Source organism: Tenacibaculum adriaticum (assembly GCF_008124875.1).
Lineage (GTDB): Bacteria > Bacteroidota > Bacteroidia > Flavobacteriales > Flavobacteriaceae > Polaribacter > Polaribacter adriaticus.
The window spans coordinates 867,590-891,215 of the sequence record NZ_VNIA01000001.1; the positions used below are offsets into that span (position 1 = coordinate 867,590).

Here is a 23,626-nt window from a genome sequence, read left to right on the forward strand (position 1 = left end):
TTAGATTTTTAAGGACTTCATTAAAAAACTCTTTCATAACCCTAATTTTAAATGATTAATAATTCCTAGTAAAATAGAAAGTGATACAGCTCTAACATTTTTTATTTTTGCGAAATAATCTGCTTCATCAGTGTTTGTCATAAAGCCCAGTTCAACCAATACAGCAGGATAATTATTAGCTTCCCTCAACACTTGAAAATTATTGAATTTTATGCCTCGTTTTTTCAACCTTAATTCTTTTGTGGCTTCGTCTAATATGGATAACCCCAAGCCAATTGAGGTTTTAGTATTTTCTCTATCTGAATTGTGTACATAAACTTCAATACCTCTTGAAAAAGTTTGTGAGGCGTTACAATGCAGAGAAACAAAGACATCTGCATTTAATCCTTTCGCTAATTTATTTCTATCAGATAAAGAAATTAAAGTGTCTGTAGACCTCGTTACATAAATATCTAGTTCCTCTTTAAAAAACACCCTGTTTAGTTTTAAAATTTCTTTAGTGACATTTAAAACCACATCTTTTTCCAGGAGGCCATTTATACCTATCGTACCCGAATCCATTCCACCATGTCCGGGATCAATTACCACCACTTTTTTCTGACCAAAAATCAAACAGATTTTTAGCAGTAACAGCACAAAAATGACGTTTTTTAGTTTCACTAACCTCGAAAGTTTTTGGGTTATCAACAAGCCACATTTCATTTATCATATAAATTAATGTCATTTCACACCAAATTGGCACATCCTACTATAAATAGTATTTTATTAACAATAAACTGATTATCAGTTATTTGAACTACAATATACAGTATTTTTCGAATATCAAAAACTAACAAATTTTAAATCTATTTCGATATGAAAAAATCACTGTATCTAACATTGTTATTATTACTTATTTCTACCTCCATGTTTGCACAAATTGGAGGCATTGAGGATTCTGTAGATGACATTTCCAATACCATCAGATCCATTTTTCCAATCATTTTGGGAGTTATCTTTTTAGTAGGGTTTCTTTTTAATGCAGGCCATTTCTTTGGTGAAAATGCAGACCTTAAAAAGGGTATTACCAGAGTATTGGTATTTGTACTCATAGCCGGAGCGGTTGTGGGCATCTTCACCTATTTAATCGGAATTGTGGTATAGTTATGAAACGATACGAGGTTTATAAAAACATCCGAAAGCGGGCAATGATTATGGGCTTGCCTATTTCGCTGTTTGCACTACAAATGACATCAGTAATTGGTTCCTTATTGTTTATCATTTTTTCATTCAGCTTTACAGTCATTATCTCGGTATTTCTGTTTAATGCAACATTATTTGTTGGGTTGACGCAATTTGCTAGAAACCCTGGCTTGCTAAATTTCAAAAAGGTATTCCCAAAAACTGTAAGTATTAAAAAAGACTCTCTATTTTTCTATGAAGATTAATCTATCTGCATATCACCCTATTCTAGATATTCAAGGCAACCTGTTGTTTGCCAATAATGGAAATATTGTGCTGTGTTTTAAGGGAAATTTACCTGAAATTTATTCGCTGTCTGAGTCTGATTTTGAAGATATACATGGAGCGTGGTTTCAGGCATTTAAATCTTTGCCAACAAGCACAGTTATTCATAAGCAAGATGTTTATCAAAAGGAAAAATATGATGCGAATGAACTACCTAATAATTCCTTTTTAGAACAAGCTACCCACAATTATTTTAAAAGTAGGGATTATCTAAAGCATCAAAGTTACCTATTCTTTATCATGCCTTTTAATAAAACACTTAACAATGCCAAATTCATCAATCCATTCCGAAAAGTTGAAAAGGGAATTCATAAAAAAATGGATCACCATGTAACCGAGTTTATGAAAGCTGTGAATGATGCTGTATCCTTTATTAACAATAGTAGAAAGGTATCAATATTACCAATGAGCCAAAATGAAATCCTAGATTACACCAACAATTACTTCAATGGCTTTAATACCGATTTTGATACCGATGTACAATTAAAAAAGAAGCATATTGAAATTGGAGATTACTATTTTGATGTACTAGCTGTAAACAGTGAGTTGTGTTTTGGTGAGGCTGTTCAAAGCAGTAAAAATAATGATAAGTTCACTTCTGATGATTTTATTTTTCATCAAGGTTTTATTGATGGTTTAGGATTAAATCTAAATGAGAATCATACTGTCAATCAAATCATCTATTTAGATGATAAGCATAAATGGCGAAAGTTGCTGGATAAGAAAATTGAAGAGCTCAACAAGAGTTCTAATTTCGGCACACAAAATAAAGTGGTACTGAAGAAAATTGAGTATATCGTTGGACAGATTAATGAAGACGATTCATCACGAATAATTCGTGGACATCTTAATGTTATCTTTTGGGCTCAAGAAGCTCAGGAACTAAATAGGATTGCCTCTAAAATAAAGACTGAGTTTAAGGAATTGGACATAGTGCCTTATTACCCAAAGGGTGAAGAAAGGAAGAACTATTTTCTGAACAGTTATGCTTGCTTTTCATCTAATTTTTCCAATGAAGATTTATATGTAACGGATTTAAAACACGCATTGTGTTTATTTATAAATAATAGTAACTATAAATCTGATGATACTGGAATCATCTTTAATGAAAGACAATACAACATTCCTGTTTTAAAAGATGTATGGGATGAGCAAAAGAAACGTATCAAAGCAAGGAATTTTGCCATTTTCGCACCCACTGGGGAAGGAAAATCCTTTTTGGCAAACAATATACTTCGACAGTATTTTGAGCAAAAGGTCCGACTGGTAATTATTGATTTAGGAGGATCTTATTCAAAGTTTGCCAAATTCTACCCGGAACAATATATCATTCTGAGATATGAGCAAGGAAAAAATCTAGGAATCAATCCGTTCTATATATCTTCAAAAGAAGATTTAACACCAGAGCGATTAGAAGACTTGGGAATATTTATATTAGAACTCCTCGCTTTAAAAGAAGCTACCAAAGCACATGAGGTAGCCATAAAAAAAGTACTTCGCTATTACTATCAAATTATAAGCGATAATTATTCATTGGCTTCTTTATACCAGTTTGTTGATTCAAAAAAAGACACCATTATTCAGGAACTCAAAATTCAGGAAGAGCATTTTAGTGTTTATAATTTTTTACACATTCTTTCAGAGTATGTAGATGATGGTTTGTATAGTTTTTTATTCAGTGTTAGGGAAGACCAAACCTATAAGATTGAAGACAAACGAATGATTGTCTTTGAAATGGATGAAGTCAAGGACAACAAAGAGATTCTTTCGGTAATGTTGAAGCTGATTAAATCAGCTATACAACGGACCATTTGGCGTAACCGTTCAGAGCGAGGTATTATCTTATTCGATGAGTTTGCCAAACAGTTAAAATTTGCGAATGTATTGGAAAGCGTAGAGTTTTATTACCAAGCTATCAGAAAACAAAATGGAGCTATTGGCATTATTCTACAATCCATCAATCAGTTACCGAATAATTCTACTTCGGCAAGTATTTTAGAAAACACACAAGTAATCTATAGCCTTCGTAATGAAAAAGGGTATCAAGAACTACAGCAAAGATTAAATCTCTCCAGCCACGATTTAAACCAATTAAAATCTATTCGCAACAACTTAACTGGAGAGCGTAAGTACACCGAAATGTTCATCAAAATAGGTAATGAAAGCAACATCTTTCGATTGGAAGTGCCTAAAGAAGTTTTTGCTGCCTATCTAACAGATGGAAAAGAAAGCGAACAAATTATGGCTTTATATGAAGAACACGGTTCAATGGAAAAAGCCATTAACATATTTACTAATTCTTAAACTCAAGAACAATGAAAAAAACAATTTTATCCGCAATGTTACTCATACTTGTGAATGCCACTGGTACTGCCCAAGGGATGCCAGTATATGACAATACCAATTTTATCAGTTTAGCAAAACAGCTTCTGGAATCAGGGAAACACACTACACAACTATTAAAGACAGTTGACTTTTTACAAAAGCAAAAAGAACGAATTGAACAGGTAAGTAATGTAATTCAGCAGTTAAACGCAGTACATGAAGTTATTCAGAACAACCAACAGTTGTTTAATATGGTTCAAGGCGATTTACAAGAGATTTTAAACTCACCTTATATCAAACCAGACGAAGTTAATCGAGTAACAGAATCATTTACGCAAATAATAGAAAACTCTACGTCCAGTGTCAACTATATCAATCAAATCTTATCCAATGGAAATCTGAAAATGACAGATGCAGAACGTGCGGAGGTGCTAAAAGAACATGAGCTGAAATCTCAGGAGATGGTTGCTGAAGTACAGGCAAAAACAAGACGCTACCGAGAGATTATTTCCTTTAGAAGAATGCAGGATATTATTAATAACCGAGAAACAAATTATTAAAAAACATGTTTTTAGGAATAGGATTAGAATATATAGATGCCGTTTTTACTACTATTAAGAATAGTGACTTTTCTCAGTACACCATTACGGGGATGAAGACATTGGCTATTCTGTTCTTTCTGATCAATATTCTTAAGAAGTATAATGAGGGTATCGCTTCAACGGATGGCCATACTTGGGGCTTGACACCCACAGAACTAGCTAAGAATTTTGCCATTGTTATCATTGTGATTTTATCTACACAGGTTTTGAGTGTATTTGATTCCATTTTGCTAGCTATTGAAAACCAATATAGAGATACGGCTCCGGCACTCCTTCCTTTGCAGATGCAGGATATAGATTTGGAAGAGGATGTGGGTGCCTTGGAAGCCGCCAAAAAAGCACTGGCAATGTTATATGAAGCACTGGTAACCCCATTATATGGATTAAAGATATTGTCTTTTATTATTGGCATATTTTTATGGTTGATAGACTTGTTTATTTACCCATTATTTCTTGCAGAACGTTTCTTTTTATTAGGAATCATGCAAGCCTTTTTTCCATTAGTGATAAGTCTTGCAGTATTTGAAAAATTCAGAACATTGGCTTATAATTTTTTTAAGCTGTATGCTGGCGTGTATATGCTTGTTCCTGCCTTTTTTCTGGTAAACGTATTTGTAAATAATCTGTATACAGAAATCAATACCAACTTTTGGAACAGTCTTTTTGGAACTGATTGGGGTAGTGAGTTCTTTGCACCATTGATTCAGTTAGGTTCTGTTGGTTTTATTGTATTTCTAAAATTCAAGTTATACCGTCGTGCTACTTCTTTTGTTTTTAAACTTTTTGTTACATAATCTCAATAATTATATGAAAACACCTTATAAGAATATATATAATGTATTAAAAATTAATCGCTTCATAGTATTAACAGTAGTGGCTGCTGCGCTACTTACAAGTATCATCTCTATAGTAATGGTTGTAAAGCTCCATAAAGAGAGTGTTAATAATGCTTTTGTGGTGAATGGAGATGGGCAAGTGATTCCTTTAAAGATGATATCACAATTAGAGAATCTAAGTGTTGAAGCTTTAGCGCATTTAGATCTGTTTCACACTTATTTTTATAACATAGATGCCAGTAATTACGAAAAGAATTTAGAAAGGGCATTGTGGTTAGGAAATAGTTCTGTAGATGCTTTATACAGACAAAAGAAAGCAGATGGAGTTTATAACAGATTACTTCAGTATTCTTTAGTGCAAAAAGTGTTGAGTATCGATTCTAAAATAGATACACAAAGTGAACCTTATCGGTTTGAAACTAAAACCATTTTTGAAATTAACAGGGGTTCAATAGTTGATACTTATGAATTAACTACCACAGGAAATATAATTCATGTTAACCGGAACTTCCCCAAAAACACACATGGATTATTGATTACCAATTTTTTTGAAAATACATTACGAAAAACAGAAGATTATAACGATGAAAATAGAAAAGAATAAAATTATCTTTGCGGGAGTGATATTATGTGTAGTGTTATTTATAGCATCTTATGCTGTCATTGCTTTTGGAGATAATGAAGAACCAACCCTTGAGAATAATCAAATTCCAGTTCCTGAATTGAAAGATGAGCAAAAGGAATATAAATCCAAACTAGAAGCATTGGATGACTTAAAGGAAGTACGACAAACCAATGCACCTAGTATTTATGATGAACGCTTGTTGGATTCTACTGGTGTATATGATCCAGACTTACTGGAAAAAGAAAAGAAGCGAAAGATTGACAGTATCTATAAAGAAGGAAGAATAAGTTATACGGAAGTTTCACACAGTAAATCATCCGTTTCTATAAAACCAGCATTGAAAATTGATAAGGATACAACTCAAAAGATTAAAAATCAGGAAACTTTAGTTGATGTAAAAAAACTAGGTTTAGAACATCAATTATTTTTTGCTTCCAATCCTCAAGAAAATGAGAATTTATTAGTTACAAACACTGATGCTCAAATTTTTGTTCGGGTTGATGGAACCCAAACCGTTAGACAAAATTATCGTTTAGAGATGCGCTTGACAAAAGATGCAACGATCATTGGCAAGCATTTACCGAAAAACACTGCTATTTATGGTTTTGTAAAGTTTCAGCCTAATCGTACAATGATTTCTATTGAGCATATCAACCACCAACCGATAAAGCTAACCGCGCATGATTTTCAAGATGGTAGTGAAGGAATTTACATAGAGAACAGCTTTAGAGCTGATGTTAGACAGCAGCTAGTAAGTGACGCTGTTAATGATATAAACATTGCAGGCATTCCACAAGTAAGTGGTGTTAAAAGATTATTTCAAAAAAACAACCGTAATGTAAGAGTTACTATTGCAGATAACTATCAACTCATCCTAAAATTAAAACAATAACCTCTAAGAGGTATTTAAAAAATCACTCTAATGAAAAAATATTTAATCATACTTGTACTTATGAGTACAACTTTAAACGCACAACAAAAGTTGGATACTATTTATGCCAATGAGCATAAAAATGTTGCGCTATTTTTTCCTAAACCCATTCGGCAAGGAATTACTGGAGCTTCCAATTTTGTTTTTACTTATAATAGAGAAAAAGAACAATACTTTGGACTACTACAGGCACAACCAGGAATTGAAAGTAATTTATTAGCAGTTACTAATGATGGAGAGGTGTATTCCTACATTTTAAAATATTCCAAGGAGCTTCCAAAGCTGAATTATTTTGTTTCCGGTACAGAAAGTGTCGGTAATGAAATTCCAACCCTAATAAATGAAAAACCGAATATAGAACTTAGTTTAGTAGACAAAAAAAAGAATAAGTTTTTTGAAAACTTTAGTCGATTTTTATTGAAGTCAAAATATGAAAATCTTAAGACAAAAAGGAATAAAGGGTTAAAATTGGGACTTCAAAAAGTAGTATATCAAAGTTCTGAAGTGTATTTGGTTGTGGAGTTTACTAATAATTCAAGAATTGATTTTGAAATTGATTATTTGAATGTGTATCGAGTAAATGGCAATAAAAAACGTAAGGCTTCTTATCAAAAATTGCAACAAGAAACTGTTTATAAACACCTGTTTCCTGGTATGGTAAAGAATAAGCAATCTAAACGATTTGTATTAGTATTACCAAAGTTTGTTTTGGGAAATAGCGAGAAATTAGAATTGGAAATGCAAGAATTTAAAGGAAGTAGAAAAATTGTTTTTAAATACTAAAAATTTATAACACTATCTAAGGCTTCATCGGCATCTCTATGAATAAAATTTGCTTGATAATTAAGTGTAGTTTTTAAATCACTATGTCTATATAGTTTTTGAAGCATTAGAGGATGAATAGAATCTCCGGCAATATTTCCAAAACTATGACGAGCAATATGGTTAGATAGATTTTTTTTAATATCACATTGAACAGCGATTCTTTTTAAGTATTTGTTGAATAGTTTAGTTGCATTTCTAGTCTTCCTAAACATATCTTCAGTATTATGTTCTTTTACTTTTTGTAAGAATGGAAAAACATAACCGTTATTTTCTTTAGAATGTTTTTTATATTTATTTAAAATAGACTTGGCTTTTTCTGGTATTTTTAAGCTCAACGGTTTTTCATTTTTGTTCATTATATAGTAAAGTCTATCATTTTTAAAATCGGACCATTTTAATCTGACAACATCAGAAATTCTAATTCCAGCAAAATAAAAAGCAATAAGCCAAACATTTCGGGTATGCCAAATTGATGATAATTTAGGAAAGTTTAATTGTTCAATTTTTTCTATCTCTTTTTTTGTTAATCCTATTTTATGATTTGAACTTTTAATGCGGATTCTTTCTTTTTCATTAGCAAAAGGATAGATTGTATTATCTATGAGATTATCTTTTATGGCAATATTAAAAATAGTTCGAATAAAAATTAATTGATTAGTAATAGTTCTGGTTTTCTGTAAAAGATAAGCAGAACAAAATACTTTGTACTTATTAATAAATGATTGGTCAATATCTTGAAATTCTAGCTTAGTATTATTCTTAAAATAGTTAATCCCATCCTCATATGAGTATCCATTTCTTTTCGCCCTACTTATACGCTCTTTACGTCTTTTATTAATCCCAGAAATAATCACTTCTTTAGGTAAAGCAGTTTTTGAACTTAAATACTCATCCAAATTGTGGAGAATGGATAACTCAGATTTTGCCACAGAATAAGTTCCTTTTTTAAACTTGTTTTCTATACGATTGGCAGCAAGTTCAAAAAATGATTTTTGATTATTTAGTCCAACAATTTTTTTCTTTAATTCTTTGCTTGATATTTTATTGTTTACCTCAAAGGAAATATCATTAGCTTCAATAATTTTTTTCATCAAGAAATTATTGATTTTTTTATGATTAGGATGTGTCCGTTTCACTTTACCATTCTCACAATCCCAATCTTTCTCTAAAATATATTGACCTGTAAAGAAGTAATTAGTTTTATAATTCTTGCTTAATCGGAGGGCTAAAGGAGCGGTACCATCTTTTCGTTCTTTGTTCTTACGTCGAACAATTTTAATTGAAGCCATTATGTTGATTTTTAATGCATTAAATTTAAGAATAAAAATTAAAAATGGGTACAGAATAGGTACAGAATAATTTGAAATTAATTGATTTTATTTAAAATGATAAAAAATTAAATAATCCATAAGTAATTGATTAGAAGTATTTTAATGTTAATTTACGTAAGATACGACAAAGCTCATAACCCGAAGGTCACAGGTTCGAGTCCTGTTCCCGCTACTGAGTAGGAGAGTTTAGAAATAGACTCTCCTTTTTTATTTTCCATTACTTCTAACCCCTTACTATTACTAAAGATGAGAGAAATGGCATCGTTTAATTTTGCGGTTCGATACTTTTTATCTTCAAAAATTAATTTTTCAGAAAATATCGAACCAATGATTTTTCTTTTTATTTCTGTTCTTGCTTTTTTGTAGAAAGTGCTAAGACAAGTAAGTAAATTAATTCCAAAGTCTATATACAAACTAATATCCTTCTGGTAATCTGAATACTCATCTATACTAATAGTTAAACTACTTATTTGTTCTTTGTACTTGTTCTTTAATCTTAAGTAACTTTCTTTATCTATAGCATTTTCGATATACTTTTCTGTTGTGTTATCTAATTTCTCTTCTATTTGTGCTCTTTGTTTCTTTAGCTTCTTAATTGTATTTATCCTATTGGATTGATTTGACTTATATGAATCGATAAGAATCTCTTTAAACAACTCTACAACTTCTTTAGGAGGCTTTAGTGAGTTTAATAAAACCTCTAGTTCATAATGTGCTAGGTCTATTCTGAACCGTTCTCCGCAGCCTTTTTTTGTATCACAGTGATAATAGAAAGTATAGCTCCCATTTCTACTCTTTGATGGACTACCTGTCAAATTTCTACCGCATTTTGAGCATTCTAACACACCTCCTCTAAGAGGCATTATTTCTTCATACTTACTATTCTTTTTTGAGTTTAACCTAACGTTTGCTTTACCCGACTTTACCTTTTGTACTTTATTGAATGTAACAATATCAATTATTGGTTCATGAAGCGCATTTCTAATTTCTTCTTTATTTCCATTATTCTCTGGAATAATAATTTTACCAGTATATAATATATTTGATAGCATATTGCTAAATTGACTCTTGCTTCTTGTGATTCCCAATTTTTGATATTTCTTTCTAAGGTGTTCTTGACTATAGTATCCAGTAGCGTATTCATTAAAAATATCTTGAATGAGAGGTGCTTTTGTTGGACAAGGAACAATTAATGGCTTAGATGGATTATTTGGGTCTTTAGCGTTAAGATATCCTATTGGAGCTTTATTTACATGCCTACCTTCTTTCAGTGCACCAATAATTCCGTTTTTCGTCCTCTGACTTCTAACAGCATTTTCAACTTCGCCAAGTCCAAGGTACATGAACAACATCATTCTTTGTTGAGGAATATTAAAATCTATGTATTCGGCGATAGCATTTATTTCAATTCCTTTATCCTGTATTTTTTCTATCTCTACTAATCCTAGTGATGTTTTACGAGAGAACCTATCCCATTTGTGAAATAAGACTAAGTCAATTTTTTTAGAGCTGACCAACTTTCTTAGTCTTTTGATTTGGGGTCTTTCTAGCGTAGTTCCTGTATAATCTTCCTCTAAATATTCAACAACTTCAATATTATTTCGATTACAAAAATCATAAAGTAAATCTTTTTGTTGAGGTAAGCTATACCCATTATCCTTTTGGTCTGTGGTGCTAACTCTTGCAATAAGTACAGCTTTTTTATTCTTCCAATTTTTCATTTTCTAACGCTTTAACATCTGTTACAACACCTGCCAAGCTGTAAAGTTTTTCCCGAAGTTTTTTTACATTTTCATCGGAATACTTTTTACCACCTGCTTCTAAGATTCTTCTACACTTTTCTAATGTCAACATAACAGGCAAGTTTAGTTATCAATTATATACTCTGTTTCGGTATCTATAATAATTTTAACTGCCTTAAAATTCCAATTCTGAATCTGCTCTAATAATTCTGAATTGTTTTTTAATTGTGATGAATTATTAAGTAGTCTGATATCTCCGTCAGAAAGTGTAATTCTTATTTCTTTAAAATCATTTGTTTTAAGGTAATAGAGTAATGAAACCTTATTGATATCTTCTTCAAAATCTTTTATGCCAAAATCTGTGTTAAGACTGTTATTTGGAAATTCTTCTTTTATGTAGTCTATGAATCTAATATTTATGTGTGATAGTAAGAATCCTTTACTAGCTAGTTTAGCATAATGACTATAAGGATAGAATCCTACTTGATGATGTTCGCTTATTACAATGTATTCTGGAGTGGTAAGAATGTTTTTAAGAATCTTAAATTTAAACATATTGAACCCTTCAAAGGTATAATCAAACAACTGCTCACGGATATATTTTAAGTCATTTAATGAAACTCCAAAGTTTCTTAACTCTACAGCTATTTTAATCCAAATACTTTCTAGTCTATTGAATCTTCTTGTTTTTCCTTTGTCTGATTCTTCGATAATGACAACTCCTTGGTCTATCCACCTATTTAAAGCTCTAGGAGATACATCTGCGGTTATTCCTGTTTTAGTGTTGTTTAAGCTAAAGTTAGATATTTCGCTATTGTTAAACTCGAAGAATGAAATTGGTATGTTTTCTAATTCTTCTATAAAGGCTTGCTTCTTGATGCTAGCGGATTGACCAATAAGTTTTTTGATATCCATTGTAATGGTAATTTGAAACAAATATAAAAATATTTCCCATAAGTAACAAAATATATTTATATTAAGACTATATTGACCTAATAAATTTATACTAATAGCATTCAATCTCATTCATCTTAGTATTGATGAAGTCCATTAGATAAGCATTGTTACTGCCTGTTCTTTTTTGGTTGGCTTTTGAGTTTTTGTCAGCTATGTTAAATTGGTGCTGTAAACCTTTACAGTCTTTTGCTAATACTAATTTATAGATTCTGATTTTTAGTTCTGAATCATACAGTTGCCAGAAACTATCATTGCCCATTATTCGGTTCATTTTTTCAGATTCTGTTTCTTTTATCTCAACTGAATTGTTTTTCATTTCTATTTGTTTATAACCAATTGTTTCTCTATTCATAAAGAATCCACTCATTGAAAACAGCGTAACATAAATAACATATCTAACACTTTTAATATTAAATTTTTTAAACTTTTTTTTTAGTAACTGGTTTATTTTAGGAAATAAAACCACACCTAGCACAATTAGAATTAATGCAGGAATTATTTCTCCATTTCCCATTATTCCTAATCCTCCTAAAAACAGAAAACTACTTGCAATATATTTTATTAATTTCATTGAACTGATAATTTAGATACTCTCAGTCCCAAAGAGTAGTTAATAAAACCAAGAAGCGTGGGTACTGTAACCTATTGCTACTGAGGTACCGCCAAGCACCCTGCACACAAATAGGAACAGCCCACGCCGTAACGTGAGCATTAGACCTATTCTCTTGTGTGCATTATGAAATTTGGCGGTTTTCAGTAACAAGAAAATTAGATTAACGCTAATCTATAATGTATAAAATTTTGTTTCCTTACAAATTATTTTTTGGTTGAACGTAAAATTATAAAATCTCAACGACTAATCTATTGAGATTTTAGATTTTGTATATCTATCATATAGTATTAACACTTGTGAAGCTGAAAATTCTTTATCTCTCCTTGTTTTGAATCCTTCTTCGTTTAATTTAGCTGCTATTTTTCTATAGCTTAATTTTTCTTTTCGAAGTAGAACAATCATAGCGGTTGCTTTCTTATTGTTTGGGTTTTCCTTGGCATTTTGTATAACCTTTAAAGTGCCTTTTTTTCTAGCTTCTGGAGTTAAGTTTTCTGGTGTTCCTAATTTTACTCCCTTTTTTCTTAATTCCTCCAATGCTTTTTTTGTTCTCTGACTTGTTCTCTCTCTTTCTTCTTGCGCCAATACTGCAAGTATCCCAATGGTAACAGTATTTGCGTCTGGCAAATCGCAACAGACGAAATTTACATTACTATCTCTTAGTGTATAAATGAATTGGACATTTCTTGAAAGTCGATCTAACTTAGCTATTAATAATGTTGAGTTTGTAGCTTTACAATGCTCAATTGCTTTTAAAAGTTTTAAGCGATTATTTTTCTTTCCGCTTTCAACTTCCTCATATTCTGCAATTAATTGATCTTTGTCGCTTAAAAATATGTTTACAGATGTTTTTTGAGCTTCTAACCCTAATTTACTCTGCCCTTGCTTTTGAGTGCTTACTCTGTAATAACTAATGTATTTGGTCATTATCTTTATTTATTAGATAGGAGCTTGTTTTTAAGTAACTTATCTAATAAATTTACAAAAAACTGAGATATTTAGCAAGGGTTTGAAAGTCTATTTTCTAATTTGTATTTAAATTTTCTGTAATTTCTTTAAAACTATTCAGTCCAGATTCTATATTTTCAATTATTTCATTCGCTAAAATGTCTGGGTCTGGTAGATTGTCCAAATCGGTTAAACTTTTGTCTTTCAACCAAAAAATATCCAAACTCGTTTTATCTCTTGCAATGATTTCATCATACGTGTATTTTCTCCATCTTCCTTCTTCATTTTCCTCGCTCCAAGTTTCTTCTCGTTTGTTTATATTACTCGGATTGTAAAGTTTTACAAACTCTTCTAAATCCGTTAACATCATTGGTTTTTTCTTTAATGTATGATGTACGTTAGTTCTGTAATCATAAAACCATATATCTTTAGTCCAAGCTTCTTTACTGGCGGGTTTATTTTTGAAAAACAATACGTTTGCTTTCACACCAGGGCGATAAAAAATTCCAGTAGGTAATCTTAAAATTGTGTGTAAATCAGCTGTTTTCATTAACTGCTTTCTTACTTCTTCTCCTGCACCACCTTCAAATAAAATATTATCAGGAAGCACAACTGCAGCTTCTCCATCAATTTTTAGTTGTGTTTTTATGTGTTGTAAAAAGTTTAGTTGTTTGTTAGAAGTGGTTTCCCAAAAGTCTTGACGATTGTAACTTAAATCTTCTTTTTCGGCTTCTCCATCTTCGTTGGTAATTGTCATGCTACTTTTTTTACCAAATGGTGGATTTGCCAACACATAATCGAAACGTTTTCCGTCGTCTGCAATAAGAGCATCGTTTGGATTGATTAACGATTCGCTATCTATTTCACCAATATTATGTAAATACATGTTCATTAAACACATTCTACGTGTATTGGCTACAATTTCATTTCCGTGAAAGGTTTTGTTCTTTAAAAATACTTTTTCTTCTCGGTCTAGTTGATTATTTTCTACTATCCAATCGTAAGCAGCTAAAAAGAAACCACCTGTGCCACAAGCGGGGTCTGCAATGGTTTTCTTTGGTTTAGGTTGTACACAAGCCACAATAGTTTGAATTAATGCTCTAGGTGTAAAATATTGACCAGCACCACTTTTGGTATCTTCTGCATTTTTCTGTAATAAGCCTTCATAAATTTTTCCTTTTATATCCGATCCCATCATATTCCAATCCTCTCTGTTAATCATGTCAATGACTTTGAGCAGTTTGGCTGGGTCTTGAATTTTGTTTTGACTTTTGGTAAAAATTTGTCCCAACATTCCTTTCTCATTAGAGAGAATTCTTAACAATTGGCTATAAAAAGCTTCTAATTCTGCACCTCTTTTATTGGATAAGGTTTCCCAATCACAAGTTTCTGAAGGTTTTACAATAAAACCTTCTTTATCTTTTAAAATAGGTGTTTTTGGAAATTTAAGTCCTTTGTTATGGGGTGGTTTGTTTAGTTCATCTGCCATTTTTAAAAATAGCAAATAGGTAATTTGTTCTAAATAATCCCCATAACCTACGCCATCGTCTCTTAAAACGTTAGCAAGGTTCCATATTTTTGATATTATTGTTGAGTCTGTCATTTTATAAGTTTATAGTAATATCACTTTTTGCATGTGAAGTTTTATTAAAAGTTCTAAAGTCTGATTTTAGAGCAGATACATAATATGGTTGAGGGTGCCCATATTTATTTGGCCCAACAGATATTATTGCACTCTCGAATTTAATTTTACCAGGGTTTGTGTAAACATAAGTACCTCCTTTTCCTCCATGATGTGGAACAATTAAATAATGTTGGTGATTAAAATTTAGATGAGGTAAAATACAAGTTGAAATCTGAGAATAATGGGAATCTCCAGAAAAAACAACACTGGTTTTTGAATTTTTTAAAGATAAAAAGATTCCTGAAATATTTCTATTCTTGTGATATTGCGAATTATAAATTACAAGTCTATTTGTAATTGGATTTAATGCTCTTAAAAATGTTAAACCCCCTCTTACAGTTCTATTATCAGCAGGAATTGGGTAGACATTAAATGGAAGCAAACTTGATATTCTCGAAAAGAGCTTTCTACTTGTCAAATTTGGCAAATTATCCCTACAAACAAAATTAGAAAAAGATGATAATTCTGAATCTGTCATACCAACTAAACAGTGATAATGATCTTTATCCCAATGAGATAAAAAAAAGCAAGGTTTATCAATTAAGTAATCATTAGATCTTGAGCTAATTAATGATCTAATATCACTTTTTTTTGCATTCAATGAAGTACCACAGTCATAGACAACTTCAAAATTATTGTTTCTTTTAATTTCGTTCCAGTTACCTTGACCAACATTTCTTACAATAACACTAAGATCTCCATTTAAATCAATATCAATATCACCTATATTGTCGATACCATTATAGCTATAAGCTAAATGATTAGTTTCAAAAAAATCATTAAGAGAAACTGTGTGTGTAAAAACTTCTGTCTCTAATTCAAAATTTGTCATATCAATTTCATAGCCCAGTAAAAAAGAATTTTCATTTTTAGAAATTGAATCATTTTCAATCCAAAAATTAATTGTTTCCCTTTTAATTGAATAGTATGTGTTTTCTCTTATTGTTCTTTTATTATAATTTATTAACTGAACCATCGTTCCATTCTCTATCCAATCATAATCATCTTTTATAGTATTTGAAAATCGAATGAACTCATTAGAATCATAAAAGTCGAAAATGACATATCCATTTGGTTTATTGAACTCTTCTATGTAGACTAATACATCTTCAGGAAAATATCTTCTATGGTATTTTAAATACATTTAGTGAGTTTTAAATTTCATTGATAAGTTTTTTTCCTCTACCGAATACGACCAATAGTGTAATGGCAGTTTTAATTTACTTTTTAAATTTTGTAAATATGTTAAATCACACTCAGTTGGGGTTACAGGACCTATGATAATAAGCTGTTCAATTTTCAAAGAAACATCTAGAATTGCATATTCTATTATTTGACCTAGTGCTTGACGTATACATGCTAAAACTGAATTAGCAGTTTTAACTTCAAATAGTATGTATACATTTCCTTTTTTTGCAGCGCAATCGACTAGATTATTAGAAATTCTTGTTTTTTCAGTTGAAATTTCAAAATTCTTATATTCTTCAGATTGTGTTAAATATTCATGCAAGTCATTTGTAATATCAGCATGTGTACGATTTACGTTTCTTTTTCCTCCACTAACATTTTGGGAATATGAATTTGAACCTGTACCATTGCCTTCGTCAAATTTCATTTTTGGGTCTTTAATTTCTAAATCAACTTCTTCAATTAATAACTCCAAGTCACTCTCAATAATACGTGGGATGAATCGATGAATTTTTAATACATCTTGATTTATTAAAATTGGCTCTTGATATATAATTGCATCTTCAACGCTAAAGGATAGATTTGGTCTTAACTCTAATGTTTTTAATAGTTTAGTATCTGCTTCTACTTCTGCTAGTTCTTTAAGCATTAAACTTCTGTTTCTTTCAAATACATCAACTACTTTTTCGTCTACTTCATCAATCTCATGATATATATTAACATTTTTCAAAACTCCAATTATAAATTGTTGCTTTGATATTGGATGAATACTGTATAAATGAAGCTCGTCTATAAAGGAAATGTCTTTTGGCATAGAAGCTACACCTCTTATATAGCCATATCTAGAGCCATCAATTAGATATCTTTTATTAAACAGCCATTCTTCAAAGCCAAAGCCGAATTGTTCGTGATGCGCTTTATCTTTTTTACCTTGCCACTTCTTATTCCAATTTCTAGTAATTGGAAATTGCCAATTATTATCATTCCAGACTAAACGCATTAAACGTTTTTCTGGCCAGAAATGAGAAGATATTTTTTCTAAAACTGATAAGTTTTTTTTAAAATAATCATCTGTTTTCTTTAATAAGCTAGACCAATTTTCATTAACTATTTCATCTTTTGAAATAGTTAGCATATCTGCACCTAACAAGCTTCTATTTGTATAAAACCAATGCCTATCTTCATCAGTAAAGAAATCATGATTTGCTTGGATATCTAATTTATATTCTAATGCTCCGTTACTACCAACACCAACAGTAAAAAAAATAAGTTTTTTAGTGTTTGATAAATGATATACTCTGTACCAAGTATATTGTTTATAGTTGTTCCCTTGTTTAGAGCTGCTTTGCGTTTGCCAAGTATACCTGTCATTGTCTTTAAACCAACCAAGTTCTAGAAGTTTGTCTCGCCATTTTTTTGTCTTTTTCCAAATGACATTTGATATGAATTCTCCAATATTCTTATCAACTGGTTTTGATTTGTCATAAAATCTGTTCTTGATTAATTGACTGAAAGAATTAAGTTCCTTTTCGGTAAAAAAACCATCATCCCTAGATGTATCCACTATAGGAAAACCGAGGTTTAATAATGTTTTTTGTGCTTGATTTGTGTCGAAACTATTGCGATTTATTGGGTTCCCAATTATCTCAAAATGTTTTGAAATTATCGCACTGGGTGATATTAATTTTCCTTTCCACCAGACAGCATAAGTCGTCTTTCTTAAGTTATCTTCGCTTTCTAATTGTCTTATTGCTATTAAAGCTTCATCTGATGTGATTTTTTCAAACATTTACTTCTTCTTTTTCTCTGTCTTTATCTTTTCCAACAAAACACTAGCAGACTCATAATCTTTATCTGCTTTACATTTAGCAATTTCTGCTTCGTTTAACAATGTACCCTTAAATGCTTTTTTAAGAATACTTTGGCGTAAGGCTACGGCTTTTTCTAAACTTTCTAAAATGTCTTTTTCTACAGTATCACAAATCGACAAACGACTTTCGATTTCTTGGACGATTTGATGTTGTTCTTTAAGTGATGGAATAGGTATTTCTAAAGCATCTAATATTCTTACATTAATATTTTTTTGTGCAGTTGCAGAAGCTTTACTATCCATTTCCTCTTTTATCTTCTGAACGTAAAAATTCAAATATTTTGAGTTTAACAATTCATTATCAGGTTTTATCCCAACAACACTATCAGGAAAGCAGGCATCAAATCCTAAAAAAGCTGTTTCGCCAATATTGGCGGCAATAGTTAAGCAAAGAGTTCCTTTTGGCCATAATTTACTTTGTGCTAATCCTTTTTCAGAATAAGTTTTGCTGAATTCTTTTATTACTCCGCCATTTGTTGCCCTAATTTCTCCAGTTTGTATAAATGGATATTTCCCACCAAATAAAGATTTGTCATTTCTGGGTCTATGTTTTGACTTTCCTCTTTTTACTTCTGCAACTTTGCCTAATTTTTCTAACTTATAATTCCCCTCAAAAGCCTTTTTTAACACCGCTTGTCTGTAAATTTTGAGTTGGTCTTGTGCTTTTTTTAGATCGGCGATACCGGTGTCTAAACTACTAAAGAGTTCTTCTATTTTTTTTACAATAGTATTTTGAATTACTAAAGGTGGTAACAGAAATTTCTTTTTTGAAAAAACAGAAATCCAGTATCTTTTGTGAGTATCGCTTCTAACTTGGTTTACTTGCATAGCATAATACACAAATGGCATATTTACCAATTTGCTAGTAGGTACAAGTATTTTCATTGCAGAAGATTTTACCTTAAACTGAAAATTTACAAACTGCGAAGCGGTTGTAAAATCATCAAAAATTATAGTTGGTAAGTTGTCAAAAACACCATCAGTTTCATTGGTGTAGCCTTTTATAAATGTCTTTCCTGCTGTTAAAACTGGTGTTTTATACTTGTCATTATACTTAGTGCTTTTAACTATATATTTTGTGGGTTGTTCGTAATCTAATAAATCTTCGAAGCAACATTCTATCCAATCCTCCTTCATTCTTCGCTTTTCATTTTTGGTTTTCTAAAAAAAGGATGTTTAATTTCCTCACCATTATGTTTAATTGATAGTAAGTTGTATTTATAATTTCCATCTAAATAATCTAAAATTTGGCTTAATGTTATGGCTTTATAATCACCATTAAACATATAAAAAGTAGGTGTATTTATAAAAAATACTGTCTCCACTTCATATCCTGTAATATCAATACTATCATCTTGATATATAATTTGAAAATGGTCATTGACAACAGCTATATTATTCAATATCCAATTATTTTTCTTAAGCATTTTTGGTTCATACTTGGCTTTAAAATTGGTGTCATCTGTCCTGTAGCCGACTGCCTCATAACGTGCTTTGTTATATTTACAGTCTACAACGAGCAGCTTTTTAAGTTTCGTGTTTATAATCAAAAAATCAATTTCACCACAAAAAACATTGTCGATGTTGATGTTATTTGCTTTATGTTGCTTTAATGATTTAATGTTTCTTGCAAATCGTAATTTATTATCTAGTAAAATATTTTCAACTTCGTCCTCTAATAGTTTGTCGTGTTCATTACCTTTTAGCTGCATAAATGTTTTGATGCAATCATTTTGTAACCATTCTTTTGGTAGGGTGTTCCACTTTAGAGCATTCGTAGCTAAAACCATAACACTTTCTGGATATTTTTCTTCACCTACTAAAGCTCGTTCTATACCATCTATTTGATAGACCAAAATAGGTCTATACATAAACCTATCCATTGAATAAGGCTTTAGAATTAAATCTTCTAAAGACATTTTGTTATTTCTAGAGATAGTTAAGCCATCATAAAACAATTTAGCCTCCTCTTCTGTAATACCAAACTGTTGAGCAAGATTTTTAGGTAGTACATAAGGTTCTATTGTTTGTAATGAAGAATCTTTTGGATTATGATACTTTTTTATTTCATATATAATCGCTCCAGCCCAATCATAATCTATTTTAAAGCATTCGTTAATTTTTTGCTTTAATTCAGGAACAATCTCTAATTCATAAGCTCCTCTCTCGTATTCTTCACCAATAGCAGGGAACAATGTATGATATGCGGTGCCATAATGATGTTGGAAATCAATTACTATTAAATTGTCCTCATCAAATTCAACCCTATTATATTCTTCAACCATTTTCTGATAAGCAATATGGTCTGCAAAATGGTATAACCAAGTACAAACGTATAAGAGGTGTTGAACTTTTTCATCAAACTTTTCTAATTCCTTAGAATCTTCTGGAAACTTTCCCCATTTTAAATCAATATCACACCCTTGCTCTAAAATTGCTTTTAAAATGCGTCTAGACCTTGCAAACTCATCTTCATCAATAGGACTTAAACTTGCTCCTTGGACATGCTGCAAATAAATTTTTATTGATTCTTCATGCAACCAAAACACATACATGAAAAAAGTAAAACTTGTTTCAGAAAACACAAGTTCTTTAAATTTTTTGACAAGATATTTAAAACAATATAGCAAAATCTCTTCTACCTCATTACTATCCTTAAAAGATTTGTTTCCGAATTTATCAATAACTTTTTGTGACATTTCTGTCCAATAGACGTCTCTTAAATCATATTCATAGCTAATAAAAGCATGTCCCAGAATTTGTAGTCTTGCCATTATGCTGCTAATACTTCATTAAGTTCATTAATTATATCGTCCATCTTATTGCCAAATAATTGGTGCATTTTTCCTTTTCCACCTTTGGCATCAAAAGGTGTGTAATCTAAATCGTCTATTTCAATATGGTAACTGCTCACTACGTGGTCTTTTATCATTCGTAACCATTCTACTTGTTCTGGCGAAAAACGGTTGTGTTGTCCTGCGTTTTGTTTAAACATCCAGTTTTTAAAGTTTTCGTCTATGGTTTTGTCAAAGGCTTTTAGTTCGTTGTCTATTCCACAAACTTTTCTAATCAATGAAACCAAAGCGGTTAATTCGTCTTTGGGCTGTTGGCTTTTTACATCTTCTAATTGTGTATATGCATCCCAAACGTAATCGGGAGCAAATAAAGGTTTTTCTAATTGCAGCTTTTCCATCACTTCTTTTATCATTTTAAAAGTGATATTTCTGCGGTTATAAGGTTGATTGTAAAAGATACTTAATGCTTTTATTTCATCTTTGTTTGCTTCCAAATATTCGCTAAAGTCTTTTACAACTTGTTGTGCATTATCTACAGAGGTGGTTTCCCATTCACTTTTGGTAATCGTATCAATATTTATACTATCAATAATTTGTTCGTGTTGTTTTCGTAAGTTTTCCAAATACTCGTTTAGTTCACCATTAAAAGTTTTACTGGCTTCTAAAATCAGTTGTTCTTGAGCTTTTTGTTTTGCTTCGTCAATTAACGCAGGTGTTTGGTCTTGCACAGGAATTTTATCGATTTCAAATTGTGCTTTTTCATCAATAGCATCTAGGTCGTATGCAGTAATTAATTCTTTGGTTATCTGTTTTAGGTTTTTACCACTAGAAAACTCTAACAGTTTGTCTTTTTCCTTTTCTGTAATTTGTTTTTCTAAACGAATTAAACGGTTAGCCAAAGACAAAAACAAATCTTCGTCTTGGTGTCTCATTGTAATTGCTCCCAATAAATCTTTCATCGGTACAGATTGCTTTCTTTCTAAAGGTCGGCTGTCTGTTTTTTTAGATTTAATAGCACCAACTGCATCTACGATCACAAAATGTGTTTTGCTTTTGGCTGTTTTAGTTACAAGCTGTAAAGAATCATTATTAATCGTTCGTGTTCCACGTCCTTTCATCTGTTCAAAGTAATTGATGCTTTTTACATCTCGCATAAACAACAAAACCTCAAGTGGTTTTACGTCTGTTCCAGTTGCAATCATATCAACAGTTACTGCTATTCTTGGATAGTATGAATTTCTAAAACGATTTAATACTGATTTTGGGTCTTCGTCTATTTTGTAGGTTACTTTTTTACAGAAGTCGTTGCCTTCGTCAAATTCCTCACGAATTATTTTGATGATATCGTCTGCGTGACTATCTGTTTTTGCAAACACTAATGTTTTTGGTACTTCGTATTCGCCATTTTCGTCTAGACGATTTGGGTAAATGGTCGTTTTTAAAGCTCGTTTATATTCACGAATGATGTTACGGATTTGACTTGGATTGACTACTTTTTTGTCTAAATCGTTGCGTTTGTATTCTGTGTCTTCATCTTCTTGTTGCCAACGTTTTTTACGAGTGAGTTTGTCTCGTCTATCTACAAACCAACCTGCTTTTACTGTTTCGCCATTTTTGGATATTTCGGTTTCTATGGTATATACATCATAAGGTACGTTTACACCATCTGTAACCGATTCTTCATACGTGTATTGACTTACTACATTTTCATTAAAAAAACCAAAGGTTCTTTTGTCTGGCGTAGCCGTTAAACCAATCAAAAACGCATCGAAATAATCTAATACCTGTTTCCAAAGGTTGTAAATGGAACGATGGCATTCGTCAATAACAATAAAGTCAAATTGTTCAATGGGCACTTTTTGTGTGTACTCAACTGGAACAGCTTTCTTTTTGCTCATTTGTTTTTTGAGCCACGTATTTTCCTCTGGGTTTTCCAATTCCGCACTTTCGTCCAATTCTTCTCCTTTTAAAATAGAGTAGAGGCGTTGAATGGTAGAAATACAAACTTGACTATCGTTAGCAATATAACTTGAAGTTAAACGTTGTACGTTATATAATTCTGTGAATTTTCTGTTATCGTCATTGGGTTGGAAAGTCATAAACTCCTGTTCTGCTTGTTCTCCCAAGTTTTTGGTGTCAACCAAAAACAAAACACGCTTTGCATCTGCGTGTTTTAATAAACGATAAATAAATGTAGCTGCTGTAAAAGTTTTACCAGCACCAGTAGCCATTTGAATTAAGGCTTTTGGTCTGTTCTTTTTGAAAGAATGTTCCAAATTATTAATTGCAACAATTTGAGCAGGACGTAGTCCTGTTTCATCTAATGTTGGGATTGATAGCAATCTTTCTCGAAGACTTTTATCCTTTCTCAACCATTCCGCAATAGTTTCAGGTTTATGAAAACTAAATACATTTCTACCTCTTGGTTTTGGGTCTCGATAATCTGTAAAACGTGTTATCGTTCCTGTGCTTTCATAGACGAAAGGTAATGGGTCGTTATTTAGATATTTCAGTTTTGCGTTTGCATAGTTTGAAGATTGTTCCTCAACAACTGTAAGTCTATGTCCTTCGTCTTCACGTTTCGCTTCTATAATTCCGACTGGTTTCCGGTCAACGAAAAGGACATAGTCGGCAGGTCCAACATCAGTTTGGTATTCTCGGACTGCAATTCCTTTATTGGCAGATAAATCAACTTTATTTTTAGACTGAACTAACCATCCAGACTCTCTTAGCATTTCGTCTATTTTATCACGAGCTATTTGTTCAGGATTTTGGTTAGGATTAGTAGACATTCAAAAAGCAAATTTTTCGAACAACCAAGATACATAAAAATCTTAAAGTTTCTTTGATT

General features: G+C 31.4%; 22 protein-coding genes. 8 read left to right on the forward strand and 14 right to left on the reverse strand.

The features are described 5' to 3' along the window. Positions 1–33: 33 nt before the first annotated feature. Together C7447_RS04030 and C7447_RS14940 are read right to left on the reverse strand one after the other, a co-directional pair. On the reverse strand, positions 34–612 hold the full coding sequence (locus C7447_RS04030; protein ID WP_246143010.1) for an N-acetylmuramoyl-L-alanine amidase family protein: 579 nt from the start codon (positions 610–612) through the stop codon (positions 34–36). Further along, positions 578–724 carry a hypothetical protein gene (locus C7447_RS14940; RefSeq protein WP_246143011.1) on the reverse strand — a complete coding sequence of 49 codons (147 nt, stop codon included), beginning with the start codon at positions 722–724 and terminating at the stop codon, positions 578–580. The genes C7447_RS04030 and C7447_RS14940 overlap by 35 nt, the downstream gene beginning before the upstream one ends. Positions 725–855: 131 nt before the next feature. Between C7447_RS14940 and C7447_RS04035 the strand changes: the two genes are divergently transcribed. Genes C7447_RS04035 through C7447_RS04070 form a run of 8 tightly spaced genes read left to right on the forward strand, consistent with a single transcriptional unit; the run spans position 856 to position 7,608 of the window. Next, positions 856–1,143, forward strand: coding sequence for a hypothetical protein (locus C7447_RS04035; RefSeq protein ID WP_148868988.1), 288 nt, complete (start codon positions 856–858; stop codon positions 1,141–1,143). A gap of 2 nt (positions 1,144–1,145) precedes the next feature. After that, complete coding sequence (locus tag C7447_RS04040; protein ID WP_148868990.1) at positions 1,146–1,427, forward strand: hypothetical protein; 282 nt, start codon at positions 1,146–1,148, stop codon at positions 1,425–1,427. Further along, complete coding sequence (locus tag C7447_RS04045) at positions 1,417–3,810, forward strand: TraG family conjugative transposon ATPase (RefSeq protein WP_148868992.1); 2,394 nt, start codon at positions 1,417–1,419, stop codon at positions 3,808–3,810. The genes C7447_RS04040 and C7447_RS04045 overlap by 11 nt, the downstream gene beginning before the upstream one ends. Positions 3,811–3,821: 11 nt before the next feature. Continuing rightward, positions 3,822–4,391 carry a conjugal transfer protein gene (locus C7447_RS04050; RefSeq protein ID WP_148868994.1) on the forward strand — a complete coding sequence of 190 codons (570 nt, stop codon included), beginning with the start codon at positions 3,822–3,824 and terminating at the stop codon, positions 4,389–4,391. 5 nt (positions 4,392–4,396) lie between these two features. Next, entirely contained in the window at positions 4,397–5,227 is an 831-nt protein-coding gene (locus C7447_RS04055; protein WP_148868996.1) for a hypothetical protein, read from the forward strand. 13 nt (positions 5,228–5,240) lie between these two features. After that, a complete protein-coding gene (locus C7447_RS04060; RefSeq protein ID WP_148868997.1) occupies positions 5,241–5,873 on the forward strand; it encodes a conjugal transfer protein TraK in 633 nt (210 codons plus the stop codon). Between the two features lie 16 nt (positions 5,874–5,889). Continuing rightward, positions 5,890–6,786 carry a conjugative transposon protein TraM gene (gene traM, locus C7447_RS04065; RefSeq protein ID WP_317128786.1) on the forward strand — a complete coding sequence of 299 codons (897 nt, stop codon included), beginning with the start codon at positions 5,890–5,892 and terminating at the stop codon, positions 6,784–6,786. A 30-nt stretch (positions 6,787–6,816) separates the two neighbouring features. Next, positions 6,817–7,608 (forward strand): DUF4138 domain-containing protein, encoded by a 792-nt coding sequence (locus C7447_RS04070; RefSeq protein ID WP_148869001.1) that lies wholly within the window; start codon positions 6,817–6,819, stop codon positions 7,606–7,608. On the opposite strand, the gene C7447_RS04075 is transcribed toward C7447_RS04070, so the two are convergent. The 12 genes from C7447_RS04075 to C7447_RS04125 form a co-directional block, all read right to left on the reverse strand. Then, positions 7,605–8,939, reverse strand: a complete 1,335-nt coding sequence (locus tag C7447_RS04075) for a tyrosine-type recombinase/integrase (RefSeq protein WP_148869003.1) — start codon at positions 8,937–8,939, stop codon at positions 7,605–7,607. The genes C7447_RS04070 and C7447_RS04075 overlap by 4 nt on opposite strands. Before the next feature lie 173 nt (positions 8,940–9,112). Continuing rightward, on the reverse strand, positions 9,113–10,702 hold the full coding sequence (locus tag C7447_RS04080; protein WP_148869005.1) for a recombinase family protein: 1,590 nt from the start codon (positions 10,700–10,702) through the stop codon (positions 9,113–9,115). Further along, the gene (locus tag C7447_RS14725) at positions 10,683–10,835 is read right to left on the reverse strand and encodes a hypothetical protein (protein ID WP_170245900.1); all 153 of its coding nucleotides are present in this window, start codon (positions 10,833–10,835) and stop codon (positions 10,683–10,685) included. The genes C7447_RS04080 and C7447_RS14725 overlap by 20 nt, the downstream gene beginning before the upstream one ends. 11 nt (positions 10,836–10,846) lie before the next feature. Further along, positions 10,847–11,638: a hypothetical protein gene (locus C7447_RS04085; RefSeq protein ID WP_148869007.1), complete on the reverse strand. Its 792-nt coding sequence runs from the start codon at positions 11,636–11,638 to the stop codon at positions 10,847–10,849. Between the two features lie 91 nt (positions 11,639–11,729). Further along, on the reverse strand, positions 11,730–12,251 hold the full coding sequence (locus C7447_RS04090) for a hypothetical protein (protein ID WP_148869009.1): 522 nt from the start codon (positions 12,249–12,251) through the stop codon (positions 11,730–11,732). Positions 12,252–12,536: 285 nt separating this feature from the next. Beyond that, positions 12,537–13,217, reverse strand: coding sequence for a recombinase family protein (locus tag C7447_RS04095; protein WP_148869011.1), 681 nt, complete (start codon positions 13,215–13,217; stop codon positions 12,537–12,539). A 97-nt stretch (positions 13,218–13,314) separates the two neighbouring features. Continuing rightward, positions 13,315–14,841, reverse strand: a complete 1,527-nt coding sequence (locus C7447_RS04100) for a type I restriction-modification system subunit M (protein ID WP_148869013.1) — start codon at positions 14,839–14,841, stop codon at positions 13,315–13,317. Position 14,842: 1 nt separating this feature from the next. After that, on the reverse strand, positions 14,843–16,066 hold the full coding sequence (locus C7447_RS04105; protein ID WP_148869015.1) for a ComEC/Rec2 family competence protein: 1,224 nt from the start codon (positions 16,064–16,066) through the stop codon (positions 14,843–14,845). Continuing rightward, on the reverse strand, positions 16,067–17,899 hold the full coding sequence (locus C7447_RS04110) for a hypothetical protein (protein WP_148869017.1): 1,833 nt from the start codon (positions 17,897–17,899) through the stop codon (positions 16,067–16,069). Continuing rightward, entirely contained in the window at positions 17,900–19,117 is a 1,218-nt protein-coding gene (locus C7447_RS04115) for a restriction endonuclease subunit S (protein WP_148869019.1), read from the reverse strand. It abuts the gene before it with no gap. Next, the gene (locus C7447_RS04120) at positions 19,114–20,754 is read right to left on the reverse strand and encodes a hypothetical protein (protein ID WP_148869021.1); all 1,641 of its coding nucleotides are present in this window, start codon (positions 20,752–20,754) and stop codon (positions 19,114–19,116) included. The genes C7447_RS04115 and C7447_RS04120 overlap by 4 nt, the downstream gene beginning before the upstream one ends. Continuing rightward, entirely contained in the window at positions 20,754–23,567 is a 2,814-nt protein-coding gene (locus tag C7447_RS04125) for a type I restriction endonuclease subunit R (RefSeq protein WP_148869023.1), read from the reverse strand. The genes C7447_RS04120 and C7447_RS04125 overlap by 1 nt, the downstream gene beginning before the upstream one ends. Positions 23,568–23,626 lie beyond the last annotated feature (59 nt).

Excerpts from the sequence above, each read along its gene's own strand:
- C7447_RS04115 (WP_148869019.1), bottom strand. The coding sequence starts at position 19,117 with ATGAAGGAGGATTGGATAGAATGTTGCTTCGAAGATTTATTAGATTAC.
- C7447_RS04070 (WP_148869001.1), top strand. The coding sequence starts at position 6,817 with ATGAAAAAATATTTAATCATACTTGTACTTATGAGTACAACTTTAAAC.
- C7447_RS04100 (WP_148869013.1), bottom strand. The coding sequence starts at position 14,841 with ATGACAGACTCAACAATAATATCAAAAATATGGAACCTTGCTAACGTT.
- C7447_RS04105 (WP_148869015.1), bottom strand. The coding sequence starts at position 16,066 with ATGTATTTAAAATACCATAGAAGATATTTTCCTGAAGATGTATTAGTC.
- C7447_RS04095 (WP_148869011.1), bottom strand. The coding sequence starts at position 13,217 with ATGACCAAATACATTAGTTATTACAGAGTAAGCACTCAAAAGCAAGGG.
- C7447_RS04080 (WP_148869005.1), bottom strand. The coding sequence starts at position 10,702 with ATGAAAAATTGGAAGAATAAAAAAGCTGTACTTATTGCAAGAGTTAGC.
- C7447_RS14725 (WP_170245900.1), bottom strand. The coding sequence starts at position 10,835 with ATGTTGACATTAGAAAAGTGTAGAAGAATCTTAGAAGCAGGTGGTAAA.
- C7447_RS04050 (WP_148868994.1), top strand. The coding sequence starts at position 3,822 with ATGAAAAAAACAATTTTATCCGCAATGTTACTCATACTTGTGAATGCC.
- C7447_RS04055 (WP_148868996.1), top strand. The coding sequence starts at position 4,397 with ATGTTTTTAGGAATAGGATTAGAATATATAGATGCCGTTTTTACTACT.
- C7447_RS04125 (WP_148869023.1), bottom strand. The coding sequence starts at position 23,567 with ATGTCTACTAATCCTAACCAAAATCCTGAACAAATAGCTCGTGATAAA.
- C7447_RS04120 (WP_148869021.1), bottom strand. The coding sequence starts at position 20,754 with ATGGCAAGACTACAAATTCTGGGACATGCTTTTATTAGCTATGAATAT.
- C7447_RS04045 (WP_148868992.1), top strand. The coding sequence starts at position 1,417 with ATGAAGATTAATCTATCTGCATATCACCCTATTCTAGATATTCAAGGC.
- C7447_RS04060 (WP_148868997.1), top strand. The coding sequence starts at position 5,241 with ATGAAAACACCTTATAAGAATATATATAATGTATTAAAAATTAATCGC.
- C7447_RS04035 (WP_148868988.1), top strand. The coding sequence starts at position 856 with ATGAAAAAATCACTGTATCTAACATTGTTATTATTACTTATTTCTACC.
- C7447_RS04110 (WP_148869017.1), bottom strand. The coding sequence starts at position 17,899 with ATGTTTGAAAAAATCACATCAGATGAAGCTTTAATAGCAATAAGACAA.
- C7447_RS04085 (WP_148869007.1), bottom strand. The coding sequence starts at position 11,638 with ATGGATATCAAAAAACTTATTGGTCAATCCGCTAGCATCAAGAAGCAA.
- C7447_RS04040 (WP_148868990.1), top strand. The coding sequence starts at position 1,146 with ATGAAACGATACGAGGTTTATAAAAACATCCGAAAGCGGGCAATGATT.
- C7447_RS14940 (WP_246143011.1), bottom strand. The coding sequence starts at position 724 with ATGACATTAATTTATATGATAAATGAAATGTGGCTTGTTGATAACCCA.
- C7447_RS04075 (WP_148869003.1), bottom strand. The coding sequence starts at position 8,939 with ATGGCTTCAATTAAAATTGTTCGACGTAAGAACAAAGAACGAAAAGAT.
- C7447_RS04090 (WP_148869009.1), bottom strand. The coding sequence starts at position 12,251 with ATGAAATTAATAAAATATATTGCAAGTAGTTTTCTGTTTTTAGGAGGA.